The sequence below is a fragment of the Stenotrophomonas sp. YIM B06876 genome (assembly GCF_030711595.1).
GTDB lineage: Bacteria > Pseudomonadota > Gammaproteobacteria > Xanthomonadales > Xanthomonadaceae > Stenotrophomonas.
Window position 1 is genome coordinate 1 of the sequence record NZ_JAUJUJ010000048.1, and the last position, 15,547, is coordinate 15,547.

Consider the following 15,547-nt stretch of genomic DNA (forward strand, 5'->3'; position numbering starts at 1 on the left):
GGGGGCGCCGGGCGGCGGCCAGCGCCGTGGCGGGCAGTCGCGTGGCAGCCAGGGCCGTGTCGGCTGATCCAGCCGCACAGCCTTCCGGCCGCAGCACCAGCAACGCCTCCGCACGGGGGCGTTGTTGTTTCCGCGCCGGCCTAACCCCTCGCCGTCAGCTGCACCGGACGACGGGTTCGCCCGGCCCGCGAACACGACGGCGCCCAGCGGGATGCCCGCGGCTGCACGTTACAATTGCGCCATGGAAATTTTCAAAGACTTCACCCTCGAAGCCGCCCACCGGCTGCCCAACGTGCCGCCCGGCCACAAGTGTTCGCGGTTGCACGGGCACTCGTTCCGGGTGCGGCTGGAAGTCAGTGGCGAGCCCGACGCGGACACCGGCTGGATCATGGATTTCGGCGACATCAAGGCCGCTTTCCAGCCGCTGTATGACCGGCTCGACCACCACTATCTCAACGACATTCCGGGGCTGGAAAACCCGACCAGCGAGGTGCTGGCCAAGTGGATCTGGGACCGGCTCAAGCCGCGGCTGCCGCAGCTGAGCCAGATCACCGTGCATGAGACCTGCACGTCCGGCTGCCGCTACCGCGGCTGAGCAGGCGCGGTAGCGGCACCGCCGCGCTGGCGCGCACACCCTCCGCTGTCGCCCCCGCCAAGGGCAGCAGACCCCGATACCGGCCAGCGCGGCTGCACGCCGGGCCTGCAACACCGGACCCGGCGGCGCACTCGCGATGCCGGGTTTTCTATGACGTGTTTTCTATGCCTGGCCGCCCAGCCGCAGACAGCGCGCCAGCGTGGCCGGATCGGTCCCCGGCGCNCCAAGGGCAGCAGACCCCGATACCGGCCAGCGCGGCTGCACGCCGGGCCTGCAACACCGGACCCGGCGGCGCACTCGCGATGCCGGGTTTTCTATGACGTGTTTTCTATGCCTGGCCGCCCAGCCGCAGACAGCGCGCCAGCGTGGCCGGATCGGTCCCCGGCGCGTACGGCAAACGCCCCCAGCACGGCAGCGGCAGGCGTGTGCGCAGCAGCGCGAAATTCTCATCGCGACGGGCCATCTGCGGATCAACCTCGTTGCCGATCCAGCCGATGCAGTGCGCGCCGGAGGCGGCAATCGCCTGCGCGGTCAGCCGCGCGTGGTTGAGGCAGCCCAGCCGCATGCCCACCACCATCACCACCGGCAACTGCAGCGCGCGCACCACGTCCATCTGCTCCAGCGTGGCCGACAACGGCGCCAGCCAGCCGCCCACGCCTTCCACCACCACGCTGTCGGCCGTGGCCTGCAGGCGGGCGAAGGCGGCTTCGATCGGCGCCAGCGACAGCGTCACTCCCGCTTCGGCCGCGGCGATTTCCGGCGCCAGCGGTTGCGGCAAGGCGAACGGGTTGAGATCCGCATAGCGTGGGGCCGGGTCACTGGCGGCCAGCAGCGCCAGCGCGTCGTCGTTGCGCCAGCCCTGCGGCGTGGCGTGGCAGCCGCTGGCGACCGGCTTCATTCCGCTCGCACGGCGCCCGCTCTGGCGCAAGGCGTGCAGCAACACACAGCTGCTGAAGGTTTTACCGATACCGGTGTCGGTGCCGGTGATGTAGAGCGCGGGTAATTGCATGGAACTCAACTCGGGTGGCGGACGCGGCCAGTGGCGGCCGGGGTGCGCCAGCATACGCCGCGTGTGCGCGGTAGACTTCGGTCATGTTCGCCACTTCCTCGCTTACCGGCAGCAAGCCGGAACAGTACGCCCAGCTGCTTGCCCAGGCCCGTGCCCTGGTGCACGGTGAGCGCGACCGGATTGCCAATGCCGCCAACCTGTCGGCGCTGGTCTACCACGCGCTGCCGCAGCTGAACTGGGTGGGTTTCTATTTCTTCGACGGCACCGAACTGGTGGTGGGTCCGTTCCAGGGACTGCCGGCCTGCGTGCGCATTCCGCTGCACAAGGGCGTGTGCGGTGCCGCGGCCAGCACCCGCCAGACCCAGCGCATCGAAGACGTGGATGCCTTCCCCGGCCATATCGCCTGTGATTCGGCCTCGCGTTCGGAGCTGGTGGTGCCGCTGCTACACAACGGGGAACTGGTCGGCGTGTTCGATATCGACAGCCCGGTGACGGCCCGCTTCGACAGCGACGACCAGCAGGGACTGGAAGCCATCGCACAGGTCTTCGTCGAGGCGCTGCAATGAGCGCCGACAAGCTGCGCAACATCGGCCCCAAGAGCGCGGCATGGCTGCGCCAGGTGGGCTTGCGCACGCGTGCGGACCTGGTGGCCGCCGGCCCGGTCGGGGCGTTCGTGAAGGTGCGCCGCGCCGGCTTCAAACCCAGCCTCAACCTGCTGTACTCGCTGGAAGGTGCCCTGGTGGACTGCCATTGGCAGGAGATCCCCGAAGCACGGCGCCAGCAACTGGTGCGCGATTACGAAACTGTGGTGGCCGGGCTGCCGCCGGCACGTGGTGCGCAAGTCGCCGGACCGGTGCGTGAAACCCGCATGCAAGCCGAATCGTGTGCAGAAGAAGCGTGCGACGACCCCCGCGAAGTCGACTGCATCGAGGACTGAGCCCCGGTTGCAGCGATCTCATTCGCGATGGGGTCATACCGGGGGATCTGTTCGCGACTGACGGCGTTCCTGCGGCAATCGCGTTCGTCGTGCGAAATACATGGACGCGCGCCCTTCCGACTACCGGCAAATCCGCGCGGCGCGGATGCATCTGCGGCAGCACTCAGCTCGGCGGCGGCGGGCTCGTGGTGCGCGAATCTGCTCGCGATCCATCACCCAGACCCCTCCATCGCGCCCCTATGCGCCCGGCAGGGCGATCTCCGACAGCAGCACCAGCGCAAGCAGCAGCAACGTTTCCAGCACTTCGACGCTGGCGCCGAGGCAATCGCCGGAAATGCCGCCCAGACGCCTGCGCCAGTACCCGCCGATCAGTGGCACCAGCGGCAGGGCCAGCAACAGCGGCGGCACCAACAGCACGCTGATCACCGCCAGCGCCGCTGCCCACCCCCACACCGCGCGCAGGCTCAGCTGCCAGGAAAAGCGCTCGGCCATGCCGCTGGCATGCAGCGACGGCAGGCGTTGGCTCCACCACAGCGTGCCCCAGCGGGCCCAGGCCGGCACCAGCACGATCCCGAACCACCATGGGCTGCCACTGAGCTCGGCCAGCAGCACGAATTTCAGCAGCATCTGCATGACCACGGTGACCACGCCGAACACACCCATATGCGGATCTTTCAGCACTTCCAGAAACCGCTGCGGGTCGCGGTGGGCCGCGCCAAATGCATCGGCGACATCGCCCAGCCCATCCAGGTGCAGCGCCCCGGTTACCCACACCCAAAGCAACAGCGCCAGCACGGCGGCCAGCCACGGCCGCTGATCCAGCCCGTACAGCGGCAGCGCCAGCAGCGCGCCGATGATCGCGCCCACCAGCGGGTAATACACCGCAGAGCGGCTCAGCTCGTCATGCTGGAAGTCCTTGACCTGCGGGGTCGGCAGGCGGGTCAGGAACTGGATGGCCAGGATCAACCGGCGCATGCTCATGGCTGGCGCAGCTCCAGCAGTTCACCCCACAGCTGGCCGTCGTCGCCGCGCTCCATGCGCAGGCGCAGGCGGGTGCCGTAATCGATCCGCACCGCCCAGGTGGCCGCCAGCGGCATGCCGCAGATCCGCGACAGCGCGAAGCGCAGCACCCCGGCATGGCTGACCACCAGCACCGGGCCGGCGTGCGCGTGTTCGTCCGCGTCCTCATCCAGCAAGCGCTGCAGCTGGGCCTCGATACGCGCGGCGAATGCCGCCCAGGACTCGCCGTTGGGCGGCACCACGGCATGCGGCTCGTCGTAGAAACCGGCCAGCTGCTCGGCCGGGATCGCGTCGAAATGGCGGCCGTCCCAGTCGCCGAAATCCAGTTCGGCCCAGTCCGGATGGATCTCGCAGAACAGGTCCGAGCCGGCTACCAGCGCGGTGGCGGTATCCAGCGCGCGCCGGCGCGGCGAGCTGATCACCCGCGCCCAGCCGATACCCGAATGGCGGCGGCATACCGGGTCGAGCGCATCGTCGAGCAGCGGCGGATCGGTGCGGCCGTCCAGATAGCCGTGACGGCCGGTGGAGGCATGGCGCAGCAGGTCGAGAATCATGGCGCCATCCCGCGATCGGCCACCGCCGCTTCGGCAAACGTCGCCATGCCGTTGTGCAGCGCGCAGGCCAGCCGCAGCAGCGGCACGGCCAGCGCCGCGCCCGAACCCTCGCCCAGGCGCAGATCCAGCTGCAGCAGCGCGTCGGCCTGCAGCACATCGAGCACCCGGCCATGGCCACGTTCGGCCGAACGGTGCGAAAACAGCAGCCAGTCGCGCACGTCCGGATTCAACCGCACCGCCGCCAATGCCGCGGCCGAGACGATGAAGCCGTCCACCAGTACCGGGATGCCGCGCTGCGCGGCGGCGATCATCGCCCCGGCCAATGCGGCGATCTCCAGGCCACCGACCCGGCGCAGCGCCTCCAACGCCGGTTGCGGTGCCGCGGCCACCGCGTCGCCGTGCAGGGCCAGCGCCCGGCCGACAACCGCCTGCTTGTGCAGCCTGCCCGCCGCATCCAGGCCGGTGCCGGCCCCAATCACTTCGTCCAGCGGCAGCGGACCGAGCAGCGCCGCCAGCGCTGCGGCCGCGGTGGTATTGCCGATGCCCATCTCGCCGCACACCAGCAGGTCCGCGCCGTCGCCACAGGCGTCCTCCACCGCGCGCGCGCCGGCGGACAGCGCCTGATCCAGCTCATCGGCCTGCATCGCCGCGGCCACGCTGAAATCGGCGGTGCCGTAGCGGCTCTTGTCGGCCACCACGCCCGCTACCGGCTCGATGCTGCAGGTACCGACATCCCGCACATGCAGCGGCAGCCCCAGCTCGCGGGCCAGCACCGAGATCGCAGCGCCACCGCAGGTGAAGTTGTGCAGCATCTGCACCGTGACTTCGGCCGGATAGGCCGAGACGCCCTGCGCCACGACGCCGTGGTCGGCGGCAAACACGATTACCGGCACCTGTGTGGCCTGTGGCCGGTCGCTCGCCTGCAGCGCGGCCAGCTCGATCGCCAGTCCCTCCAGCCGGCCCAATGCGCCTTGCGGCTTGGTCAACCGCCGTTGGCGCTCGAGGGCGCGCTGCCGATGCAGCTGCGAGGGCAACGCGCAGCGCTGCTGGAACCATGGTTCTGTCACGTCAATCCCGGACTGCATTTACAGCGGTGCATTCTAGCCGGCCATTATCCCCGCCACGGAGGTGGCCACGCCCGCCGCGGCAATGCTCTAGAATGCGCGCACTTTCTGGTGACCGGCGGAGCTTCCTCCAATGGTTGAAACGGGAAGCCGGTGACCCGCGCAGGCGCAATCTCCTGCGCATGGCATTCCGGCGCTGCCCCCGCAACGGTAAGCAGGACAAGTCCAGGCAACCCGCCACTGTGCCGATGCACGGGAAGGCGCCTGGACGGAAGCGTGATCCGCTTCGCCTGCAAGCCCGGAGACCGGCCCGAAAGACGACTGGTTGCGATGCGGAGGGCATGGCGGCGGCAGCCTTGCGTGCCCGCACGTGTGCTCCGTCTTCTCCCTCTTCTGGCAGCCCCCACCCCACCCGGTCGCGCGGGCGTGCGCGACGCCAGGAGCACTGCATGAAATTGCCACACCACACCCTTTCCCTCGCCTTGGCGCTGGCCCTGCCGGGCGTTGCCGCCGCACAGGGGCCGGCGACCGAACTGGACGAAGTCTCCGTCACCGCCACCCGCACCGCGATCGCCGTCGAAGACAGCCTGGTGCCGGTACAGGTCATCGACCGCGGCCAGATCGATCGCAGCCAGGCCGGCTCGCTGCTGGAACTGCTGCGCGGCCGCGCCGGCCTGGACTTCACCAACCAGGGCGGTCCGGGCAAGCTGAGCTCGCTGTTCCTGCGCGGCACCGCCTCCAACCAGGTGCTGGTGCTGGTGGACGGCGTGCGTATCGGCGCGGCCACCACCGGCATGCCGGCGCTGCAGGACCTGCCGATCGACCAGATCGATCGGGTCGAAATCGTGCGTGGCCCGCGTTCGAGCCTGTACGGTTCGGAGGCGATCGGCGGCGTGATCCAGATCTTCACCCGCAGCGCCGGCACCGGCCTGCAGCAGAACCTGGCGTTGACCGCCGGCAGCCACAACCTGCGCCAGGCCAGCGCCGGCTTCAGCAACCGCGGCGAGCGCGGCTGGCTCTCGGTGCAGGGCGGCTACCAGGCCACCGACGGCATCAACGCCTGCAATGGCTCGTCGATCCTGTTCCAGGGGTGCTATGTCGAAGAGCCCGACCGCGACGGCTACCGCAACACCTCGATCAATCTGCGCGGCGGCCATGCCCTGGGCGACACGCTGACGCTGGAAGGCCATGCGCTGAACTCGGACAGCTTCAACGAATTTGACGGCAGCATCTTCAGCGGCAACCAGGCGAAGAACCGCCAGCAGGTGCTGGGCGCCAAACTGGACTGGACCCCGGGCGAGCGCCTGCGCGTGACCACGCAGGTGGCCCGCAGCCAGGACCAGGCCGACGGCTACTACGCCGATGGCGGCAGCCGCGACAAGGTCAGCGTGTTCGACACCCGTCGTGATACCGCCTCGCTGCAGGGCGACTTCACCCTGGCCGAGGGCCAGCTGCTCAGCGCCGGCGCCGACTGGCAGCGCGACGAGGTCACCAGCGATACCGTGTTCGCCATCGACCACCGCGACAACCTCGGCGGCTTCGTCGAATACCAGGGCAGCTTCGGCGCGCACTCGCTGCAGCTGAGCGTGCGCAACGACGACAACGAACAGTTCGGCAACCACGCCACCGGCAGCCTCGGTTACGGCCTGGCGCTGGGCAATGGCCTGCGTTTCACCGCCAGCGCCGGCACCGGCTTCAAGGCGCCTACCTTCAACGACCTGTACTTCCCGTGGTCGAGCAATCCGGCGCTGAAACCGGAGCGGTCCAAGAGCCTGAACCTCGGCCTCGCCCAGTACGCAGACAGCTGGAACTGGACCTTCAACGCCTATGAAACCCGGATCGACCAGCTGATTGCGCTGGACAACACCTATACCCCGTACAACACCGCCGAAGCCCGCATCCGCGGCGCCGAGTTGACCGGCTTCCTGTCACTGGCCGGCTTCGACCTCAACGCCCAGGCCAGCTTCACCGATCCGCGTGACCACACCGCCGGTACCGCCAGCTACGGCAACTGGCTGGCCCGCCGCGCCCGCACCCACGGCCGTCTAGACGTGGACAGGAACTTTGGCCCGCTGCGGGTGGGGATGAGCGCGTTCGGCAGCGGCCACCGTTTCGACAACGCCGCCAACAGCGTGCGGCTGGCCGGCTACGGCACGCTCGACCTGCGCGTGGAGTACGCCCTCAACGAGGCGTGGAAGCTGCAGGCCAAGGCGGCCAACGTGTTCGACCGCGGGTATGAAACCATCGCCTGGTACAACCAGCCCGGCCGCGAGTACCAGCTGAGCGTGCGGTACCGCGGCAGCGCGCTCTGAGCCAGCGCCACTGCAGCATCCGAAGCCCGGCCGCAATGCCGGGCTTTCGGTATGCGGCACCCCAGATGGTCAGAGCAGCTGGCGCAGATCATCGACCACCGCCACCGCGCCGGCCGCCTCCAGATCCAGTTCGCGCCGGTAGCCATAACGCACCAGCGCGATCGGCATACCGGCATTGTCCGCCGCGCCCAGATCGGTGGCCGAATCGCCGACCATCAGGCATTGCCCCGGCGCCAGTTGCAGCGCCTGCGCCAGATACAGCAGCGGGGCCGCATCGGGTTTGCGTTGCGGCAGCGAATCACCGCCGACCACATGCGCGAAGAACCCGGCGATGCGCAGGTGTTCCAGCAGCGGTGGCAGCAGCGCCGACGGCTTGTTGGTGCAGATCGCCATCGGCGTGCCGCGTGCCTGCAACCGGGTCAAGGTTTCGATAACGCCCGGATACAGGCGCGGACTGCGCAGCAGGCAATCGCGGTAGTGGCGCATGAACTCCGGCATCACCTCCTCAGGCAGCCGCGCGCTGCCGGCCGCGTCCAGTGCGGTACGCAGCAGCGCGCGTACCCCGTCGCCGATCCAGCCACGCACGGTGGCTTCCGGCACCGGTGGCAGCGCATATGCCTGCAACGTCCGGTTGACCGCCTCGGCGATATCACCGGCACTGTCCACCAGGGTGCCGTCCAGATCGAAAATCACCGCCGCATAGCTCACGCGTTGTTCCTTGTCTGTCCGATCAGCGGTGGATTGTAGCGACGGCGCCTGCCACGCATCGGCAGCAGGCCATGACCGTGCAGGCCGTGTCGCCGGTCACCGCTGCGGCGACAACGGCTATATGTCCAGATGATCGAACAGGCCGGGCTGGCTCACCGCGCCGGGTTCGCGGAAGCCCCCCAGGCCGACACCGACCAGCCGGTAGCGGGTTCCGGCGGCCAGCTGCACCCGTGCCCGCAATGCCAGCGCGATATCGCGCAGCTCTTCCAGCGTTTGCGGCGGCGACTCGGGGGTGAAGCTGCGGGTGATGATGCGGAACTGCGAGGTCTTCAGCTTCAACACCACGGTGTGGCCGATGCGCTCGGTCTTGCGCGTGGCCTGCCAGGTTTTCGCGGCCAGCTGCACGATGGCCGGCTCCAGCGCCTCCAGTGGCAGGTCCTCGGCGAAGGTGTCTTCCGAGGAGATCGACTGGACCGGCTGGTCCGGCTCCACCGGCCGTTCGTCGATGCCGCGGGCGCGGTGGTACAGCCGCCGGCCGAAGCTGCCGAACTGCGCCTCCAGTTGCTCCAGTGGCAACTGGCGCAGCTCGCCCACGGTGGCGATGCCCAGCGCGGTGAGCCTGGCTTCCATCACCTTGCCGACGCCGGGGATCCGGTTGACCGGCAACGGCAGCAGGAACTGGTCGATGCGCGTGGGTGGAATCACGAACTGGCCATCGGGCTTGCGCCAGTCCGAAGCGACCTTGGCGAGGAACTTGTTCGGCGCGATCCCGGCCGATGCGGTCAACGCGGTCTCCTCGCGGATCTGGGCGCGGATGGTGCGCGCGATCTCGGTGGCGATACCGCCGTTGCTCGGCGAGTGCGTGACATCCAGATACGCCTCGTCCAGCGACAGCGGCTCGACCAGCGCGGTATGCCGCAGGAAGATCGCGCGCACCTGCTGCGATACCGCCTTGTAGCGGGCGAAATCGGGCGGCACGAAGATCGCCTCCGGACACAACCGCTCGGCGCGCACCGCCGGCATCGCCGAACGCACCCCGAAGACCCGCGCCTCATACGAGGCCGCACACACCACCGAGCGCGCCCCGCGCCAGGCCACGACCACCGGTTTGCCGCGCAATTCCGGGGCATCGCGCTGCTCCACGGACGCATAGAAGGCGTCCATGTCCACATGGATGATCTTTCGAACAGGGGCCACGACAACATCCGGAACGGTCGCCAACATGATAGCTGTTGTCGCTAAATGCACACTTGTCCTTACAATTGTGCAATTCCGAATCTGCGACAACAGCCAGCAACGGGCTGCCAACTGCCGCGAACATACGCAACCGTCCAGTTAAAACGTTTGATTGAATACAACCGGGTGACGCATGCTCGCCCGCTCGCTCCTGTTTTTGGATTACCCCCGGATGACCCGTCTGCATACGTTCTCGCGCGACCAGTTGCTGGCCAGCGCACGTGGCGAACTCTTCGGCCCCAACAAGGGTCGCCTGCCCAATGACCCGATGCTGATGTTCGACCGCATCACCGACATCCGCGAGGACGGTGGCCCGCACGGCAAGGGCATGATCCGGGCCGAACTGGATATCCATCCGGACCTGTGGTTCTTCGGCTGCCATTTCCTCGGTGACCCGGTGATGCCCGGCTGTCTGGGCCTGGATGCGATGTGGCAGCTGACCGGCTTCTTCCTCACCTGGCTGGGTGCCGAAGGCCGCGGCCGCGCGCTGGGCTGCGGCGAGGTCAAGTTCACCGGCCAGGTGCTGCCCAGCGCCAAACTGGTGCAGTACGAAATCGATGTCTCGCGCGTGATCAACCGCAAGCTGGTGATGGCCCAGACCGATGCGCGCATGCTGGTCGACGGCCGCGAGATCTATACCGCCAAGGACCTGAAGGTCGGCCTGTTCACCTCCACGGAGAGCTTCTGATGCGTCGCGTCGTCATTACCGGCATGGGCATCACCTCGTGCCTGGGCAACGATCTGGACACCATCTCCTCGGCGTTGCGCGAAAGCCGCGCCGGCATCGTCGCCCTGCCCGATCACGCGGAAGCCGGGCTGCGCAGCCAGGTCGGCGGTTACGTCGATATCGACCTGGACGCGCAGATCGACCGCAAGCTCAAACGCTTCATGAGCGATGCGGCCGCCTACGCCTACATCGCCACCCGCGATGCGATCGCCGACGCCGGCCTGAGCGAAGACCAGGTCAGCCACGTGCGCACCGGGCTGATTGCCGGCTCCGGCGGCGGCTCCAGCGAATGGCAGGTGGAAACGGCCGATCTGCTGCGCAACCGTGGCGTGCGCAAGGTCGGCCCGTACATGGTGCCGCGCACGATGTGCTCGACCGTGTCGGCCAACCTCGCCACCGCGTTCAGCATCAAGGGCCTGAGCTACTCGCTGTCCGCCGCCTGCGCCACCTCGGCGCACTGCATCGGCGCGGCGGCCGACCTGATCCGCCATGGCGCGCAGGACGTGATGCTCGCGGGCGGCGGCGAAGACCTGCACTGGTCGATGAGCGTGATGTTCGACGCCATGGGCGCGCTGTCCACCCACTTCAACGAAACCCCGCAAACCGCCTCGCGTCCGTATGACAACGACCGCGACGGCTTCGTCATCGCCGGCGGTGGCGGCATGCTGGTGCTGGAAGACTACGACCACGCCGTGGCGCGCGGAGCGCGCATCCATGCCGAGCTGGTCGGCTATGGCGTCACCTCCGATGGCGCCGACATGGTCGCCCCGTCCGGTGAAGGCGCGGTGCGCTGCATGCAGATGGCGATGGCCGGGCTGGACCGCCCGATCGATTACCTCAACACCCACGGCACCTCGACCCCGCTGGGCGATGTCACCGAGCTGGGCGCGGTGCGCGAAGTGTTCGGCGACGCGGTGCCGCCGCTGTCCTCGACCAAGGCGCTGTCCGGCCATTCGCTGGGCGCGGCCAGCGTGCACGAGGCGATCTACAGCCTGCTGATGATGCGCGATGGCTTCATCGCCGGCTCGGCCAACATCGGCACGCTCGACCCGCGCGCCGAAGGCTTCCCGATCGTGCGCGAAAGCCGCGAGGCCAGACTGGACACGGTGATGTCCAACAGCTTCGGCTTCGGCGGGACCAACGCCACGCTGGTGTTCGGCCGGGTCTGACCGCGCCGGTTGCGGCGGTACCAGCCCCCCCCCCCCCCGGAGGTGCCACCGGACCCGGAAAAACAGCCGCGAAAGCGGCTGTTTTACTTTTTGACCAGACAAAAGCGGCTCGCGCCTTTCGGCGCGAAAGCCTTTGACAGAAAAGTTCAAGCCGCCTGCCGAGACTGCCACCCGATTACCGCGCCGAATGGACAGTTCAACCGCCCGGCGAGGCCGTCTCGATCACCACCCCGATCTGCCGGCCCGCATCGGCCAGACGCACCCGCTGGCCATCGCTGCGGGCGATCAGATAGTCCGCCGCGGCCCAGCCGCGCTGATCGCCATACCGCACCTGGCACCAGCTCAGATCCTTCAGGCAGCGCTGCACTTCCACCCTGGTTCCCACCGGCAATATCGTCACCCGCTGCGCCCGCGCATCGGGGGCACTGCGCAGGTTCAAGCCGTTGCTGACCGTGACCGACGGTTGCACGATCCGTGGCTGGACCCACAGCACCACGGCCACCAGGGCCGCAGACACTGCAAGACGGGTGATGAGCCGGGGCATGCGCGGTTCTGCAGTGAAAAAAGGTCCGGCATCAATAGCGCGCGGCGGGAAACCCCCAGCTGAATCGCCACCAGCGACCGGGTCCAGAACCGCCCTTTCTCAGCCGCCCATCCCGTGGTGGCGCAGCAATGCCTCGATAGCCGGCGCGCGGCCGCGGAAGGCCTGGAAATTGTCGGCGGCGCTGCGGCTGCCGCCCCGCGCCAGCACCTCGGCGCGGAAACGCGCGCCGGTTTCGGCCAATTCGCCGGGCGTTTCCTCGAACGCCGCATAGGCATCGGCGCTGAGCACTTCGGCCCACTTGTAGCTGTAGTACCCGGCCGCGTAACCACCGGCGAAGATATGGCTGAACTGGTGCGGGAAGCGGCTCCATGCCGGCGGAAAATTCACCGCCACCGCCTGCCGCACCCGGTCAAGCAGCTCCAGCACGCTGTCCCGGGCCGGATCAAAGCCACTGTGCAGCTGCATGTCGAACAGTGCGAATTCGAGCTGGCGCACGGTGAACATGCCGCTCTGGAAGTTCCTGGCCGCCAGCAGCTTGTCGAACAGCGGCCGTGGCAGCGGTTCGCCGCTATCCACATGGGCGCTCATCGCCTGCACGTGCGCCCACTCCCAGCAGAAGTTCTCCATGAACTGGCTGGGCAGCTCCACCGCATCCCACTCCACGCCATTGATCCCGGCCACGCCCAGTTCGCCCACCCGGGTGAGCAGCTGGTGCAGGCCGTGCCCCATTTCGTGGAACAGCGTGGTGACTTCGTTGTGGGTGAAGGTGGCCGGCTTGCCGTCGGCGCCGCGGCCGAAATTGCATACCAGGTACACCAGCGGCGTCTGCACCCCGGCCGGGGTGTCGCGGCGGTTGCGGCAGTCATCCATCCACGCCCCGCCGCGCTTGCCTTCGCGCGCGTACAGATCCAGATAGAACTGGCCGACCAGCGTGCCGTCGGCCTCTACCAGCCGGAAGAAGCGCACCTCCTCGTGCCAGACCGGCGCGGTATCGGCCTGCACCTGCAGCCCGTACAGCCGCTGGATCACATCGAACAGGCCGGCAAGCACGGCCGGTTCGCTGAAATACTGTTTCACCTCCTGCTCGGAATAGCTGTAGCGCGCCTGCTTGAGCTTCTCGCTGGCATAGCCCAGATCCCACGCCTCCAGCGTCGCCAGTCCCAACGCATCGCGGGCGAAGGTTTCCAGTTCCTCGCGGTCGCGCTGAGCGTACGGCTTGGCGCGGTCGGCCAGATCCTGCAGGAACGCCAGCACCTGGCTCGGGTGGTCGGCCATCTTGGTGGCGATGGAATAGGCGGCGTAACTGTCAAAGCCCAGCAGCGCGGCCAGCTCGGCGCGCAGGGCGAGGATGCGGTTGATGGTGCTGCTGTTGTCGAGCGCGGCATCGCCGAACTCCGAGGCCCGGATCGCACTGGCGCGGTACAGCTGCTCGCGCAGCGCGCGGTTGTCGGCATAGGCCTGCACCGGCAGGTAGCACGGCATCTGCAGGGTGAGCTTGAAACCGGACCTGCCCTCCTTCTGCGCCGCAGTGCGGCAGGCGGCGATCACCTCGGCCGGCAATCCCGCCAGCTCCTTCTCGTCTTCGACATACAGCGCGAACGCATCGGTGGCATCGAGCACGTTCTGCGAGAACTTCGCCGACAGCGCCGAGAGCTCCTCCTTGATTTCGCTGAAACGCGCCTTGCCGGCTTCATCCAGCTCGGCGCCGCCGAGGCGGAAATCGCGCAGCGCGTTGTCCAGCACCTTGCGCCGCGCCGCATCGTAGTGCACCGCTTCCGGCGTGGCCGCCAGCGCCCGGTACTGCGCGAACAGCACCAGGTTCTGGCCCAGTGCGCTGCCGAAGCGGGTGACCTTGGGCAGGTTGGCGTTGTAGGCCTCGCGCAGCGCCGGCGTGTTCATCACCGCCTGCAGGTGGCCGACCTGGCCCCAGGCCCGGTACAGCCGTTCGGTGGCGTCGTCCAGCGGTGCCACGAAGCGCTCCCAGCTCAATGGCACCACCGTTTCGGCCGCCTTCACCGCGGCTTCGGCCTGGCCCAGCAGGTGGTCGATTGCCGGGCCGACATGCTCCGGGCGGATTTCGTCGAAACGCGGCAGGCCGGAAAAGTCGAGCAGCGGGTTGGTCATCGGGTTCTCCGTCAATCCATGCCCGGCGGTTCCGGGATCAGACCTGATATGGCGACGGCTCCAGCCAGGCACAAGGCAGCTGCGGCATTCCCTGCCCGGCCACGGCGGCGGCAACCAGCGCATCGGCTTGCTCCACCTCGATGCCCTGCGCCGCGTACCACGCGGGGTTGTAGTAGCTGTGCGCGTAGCGGTCGCCCGCATCGCACAGGATGGTGACGATCGAACCCTCACGGCCAGCCGCGCGCATCTGCTGGGCGGCATACAGCACGCCGATGAAATTGGTGCCGGTGGAACCGCCCACATGTCGGCCCAGGGTGGCGCTGACATGGCGCATTGCCGCCAGGCTCAGCGCATCGGGCACCTTCACCATCACATCGACACAGGTGGGAATGAAGCTGGATTCCACCCGCGGCCGGCCGATCCCCTCCACCCGGGAGCCGCCCGCGCAGGTCAGCTCGCGCCACGGTTTGCCGGCCAGCGCGGCGCAGTAGCCGTCGTAGAACACCGACACTTCCGGGTCCGCGCACAGGATCAGGGTGTCGTGGCGGCGGTAGCTGACATACCGCCCCAGCGTGGCCGCGGTACCCCCGGTGCCGGGGCTGCAGACGATCCAGTCCGGAACCGGGTGCGGTTCTTCGGCCATCTGCTTGAAGATCGACTCGGCGATGTTGTTGTTCGCGCGCCAGTCGGTGGCGCGTTCGGCATAGGTGAACTGGTCCATGAAATGCCCGCCGGTTTCACGCGCCAGCCGTTCCGATTCGCAGTTCAGATCGCAGGCACGCTCGACCAGATGGCAGCGGCCGCCATGGAATTCGATCGCCGCGATTTTCTCCGGCGAGGTGCTGGCCGGCATCACCGCGATGAACGGCAGCCCCAGCAGGCGCGCGAAATACGCTTCGGACACCGCGGTGGAACCGCTGGACGCCTCGATCACCGGGCAGCCTTCGCGCAACCAGCCGTTGGCCAGCGCGTACAGGAACAGCGAGCGCGCCAGCCGGTGCTTGAGGCTGCCGGTGGGATGGCTGGACTCGTCCTTCAGATAGACCTCGATGCCGGGAAAACCGGGCAGGTCGATCGGGATCAGGTGGGTATCGGCCGAGCGGTTGTAGTCGGCTTCGATCTTGCGGATGGCGGCGGCCACCCATTCGCGTTGGGACATGGATGATCACCTGAAAGGAAGCTGGACTGATTCTACTTCGCCCACTGACCGGGCAGCGGCACTGCATCGCGGTTAACGGCGGCAGTGGTATGGTGTGCGCCGCATTGCACCCGCCCCTTTTTCCGACCGCCTCTTGCTTCGCATCCTGCTGCCCCTGCTGTTGTGTCTGACCCTGATCGCCAGTGCGATCGGTTCGGTGTGGGCGGGCACCGCGATGGCAATGCCGATGTCGGCCGCGGCGCCGGCGCAATCGCAGCACGCCTGCCACGAGTTGCCGGCAGACGCCGGCGACAGCGTCCCCCCGGAGCAACCGCTGCCGGGCGCGCCGTGTGCCGATGGCCACCCGTGCGACTGCACCGGCCACAACAACCTGCTGCCGGCGGCCGTGT

General features: G+C 68.2%; 15 protein-coding genes, 1 pseudogene and 1 riboswitch. Of the genes and pseudogenes, 7 read left to right on the forward strand and 9 right to left on the reverse strand.

The window, feature by feature from the left end:
• The first annotated feature begins 241 nt into the window (after positions 1-241).
• Entirely contained in the window at positions 242-595 is a 354-nt protein-coding gene (queD, locus tag QZH66_RS13605) for a 6-carboxytetrahydropterin synthase QueD (protein ID WP_305806480.1), read from the forward strand.
• Positions 596-923: 328 nt separating this feature from the next.
• On the opposite strand, the gene bioD is transcribed toward queD, so the two are convergent.
• Positions 924-1,604: a dethiobiotin synthase gene (bioD, locus tag QZH66_RS13610; protein ID WP_305806481.1), complete on the reverse strand. Its 681-nt coding sequence runs from the start codon at positions 1,602-1,604 to the stop codon at positions 924-926.
• Between the two features lie 83 nt (positions 1,605-1,687).
• On the opposite strand from bioD, the gene QZH66_RS13615 reads away from it, so the two are divergent.
• Positions 1,688-2,170 carry a GAF domain-containing protein gene (locus QZH66_RS13615; protein WP_305806482.1) on the forward strand — a complete coding sequence of 161 codons (483 nt, stop codon included), beginning with the start codon at positions 1,688-1,690 and terminating at the stop codon, positions 2,168-2,170.
• Positions 2,167-2,541: a TfoX/Sxy family protein gene (locus QZH66_RS13620; protein ID WP_305806483.1), complete on the forward strand. Its 375-nt coding sequence runs from the start codon at positions 2,167-2,169 to the stop codon at positions 2,539-2,541. The genes QZH66_RS13615 and QZH66_RS13620 overlap by 4 nt, the downstream gene beginning before the upstream one ends.
• Before the next feature lie 237 nt (positions 2,542-2,778).
• Here QZH66_RS13620 and cobS read toward each other — a convergent pair whose 3' ends face one another.
• Genes cobS through cobT form a run of 3 tightly spaced genes read right to left on the reverse strand, consistent with a single transcriptional unit; the run spans position 2,779 to position 5,182 of the window.
• A complete protein-coding gene (gene cobS / locus QZH66_RS13625; RefSeq protein ID WP_305806484.1) occupies positions 2,779-3,522 on the reverse strand; it encodes an adenosylcobinamide-GDP ribazoletransferase in 744 nt (247 codons plus the stop codon).
• Entirely contained in the window at positions 3,519-4,115 is a 597-nt protein-coding gene (locus QZH66_RS13630; RefSeq protein ID WP_305806485.1) for a histidine phosphatase family protein, read from the reverse strand. The genes cobS and QZH66_RS13630 overlap by 4 nt, the downstream gene beginning before the upstream one ends.
• Positions 4,112-5,182, reverse strand: a complete 1,071-nt coding sequence (cobT, locus tag QZH66_RS13635; protein ID WP_305806486.1) for a nicotinate-nucleotide--dimethylbenzimidazole phosphoribosyltransferase — start codon at positions 5,180-5,182, stop codon at positions 4,112-4,114. The genes QZH66_RS13630 and cobT overlap by 4 nt, the downstream gene beginning before the upstream one ends.
• A gap of 89 nt (positions 5,183-5,271) precedes the next feature.
• A riboswitch (cobalamin riboswitch) is annotated at positions 5,272-5,508 on the forward strand.
• Between the two features lie 120 nt (positions 5,509-5,628).
• On the opposite strand from cobT, the gene btuB reads away from it, so the two are divergent.
• A complete protein-coding gene (btuB, locus tag QZH66_RS13640; RefSeq protein ID WP_305806487.1) occupies positions 5,629-7,491 on the forward strand; it encodes a TonB-dependent vitamin B12 receptor in 1,863 nt (620 codons plus the stop codon).
• Between the two features lie 69 nt (positions 7,492-7,560).
• Here btuB and gph read toward each other — a convergent pair whose 3' ends face one another.
• Positions 7,561-8,199: a phosphoglycolate phosphatase gene (gene gph / locus QZH66_RS13645; RefSeq protein ID WP_305806488.1), complete on the reverse strand. Its 639-nt coding sequence runs from the start codon at positions 8,197-8,199 to the stop codon at positions 7,561-7,563.
• A 117-nt stretch (positions 8,200-8,316) separates the two neighbouring features.
• Positions 8,317-9,396, reverse strand: a complete 1,080-nt coding sequence (gene dinB / locus QZH66_RS13650; RefSeq protein ID WP_305806489.1) for a DNA polymerase IV — start codon at positions 9,394-9,396, stop codon at positions 8,317-8,319.
• Positions 9,397-9,607: 211 nt separating this feature from the next.
• Here dinB and fabA point away from each other — a divergent pair, with 211 nt between their 5' ends.
• Positions 9,608-10,123: a 3-hydroxyacyl-[acyl-carrier-protein] dehydratase FabA gene (gene fabA, locus QZH66_RS13655; protein ID WP_305806490.1), complete on the forward strand. Its 516-nt coding sequence runs from the start codon at positions 9,608-9,610 to the stop codon at positions 10,121-10,123.
• Entirely contained in the window at positions 10,123-11,331 is a 1,209-nt protein-coding gene (gene fabB / locus QZH66_RS13660) for a beta-ketoacyl-ACP synthase I (protein ID WP_305806491.1), read from the forward strand. The genes fabA and fabB overlap by 1 nt, the downstream gene beginning before the upstream one ends.
• Before the next feature lie 196 nt (positions 11,332-11,527).
• Here fabB and QZH66_RS13665 read toward each other — a convergent pair whose 3' ends face one another.
• From QZH66_RS13665 to QZH66_RS13675, 3 genes are all read right to left on the reverse strand, one after another.
• Positions 11,528-11,848 carry an SH3 domain-containing protein gene (locus tag QZH66_RS13665; RefSeq protein ID WP_305806492.1) on the reverse strand — a complete coding sequence of 107 codons (321 nt, stop codon included), beginning with the start codon at positions 11,846-11,848 and terminating at the stop codon, positions 11,528-11,530.
• A gap of 126 nt (positions 11,849-11,974) precedes the next feature.
• Positions 11,975-13,999, reverse strand: coding sequence for a M3 family metallopeptidase (locus QZH66_RS13670; RefSeq protein WP_305806493.1), 2,025 nt, complete (start codon positions 13,997-13,999; stop codon positions 11,975-11,977).
• 37 nt (positions 14,000-14,036) lie between these two features.
• Positions 14,037-15,158 (reverse strand): PLP-dependent cysteine synthase family protein, encoded by a 1,122-nt coding sequence (locus tag QZH66_RS13675; RefSeq protein ID WP_305806494.1) that lies wholly within the window; start codon positions 15,156-15,158, stop codon positions 14,037-14,039.
• 133 nt (positions 15,159-15,291) lie between these two features.
• On the opposite strand from QZH66_RS13675, the pseudogene QZH66_RS13680 reads away from it, so the two are divergent.
• Positions 15,292-15,547: pseudogene (locus QZH66_RS13680) on the forward strand (hypothetical protein); the annotation flags it as partial.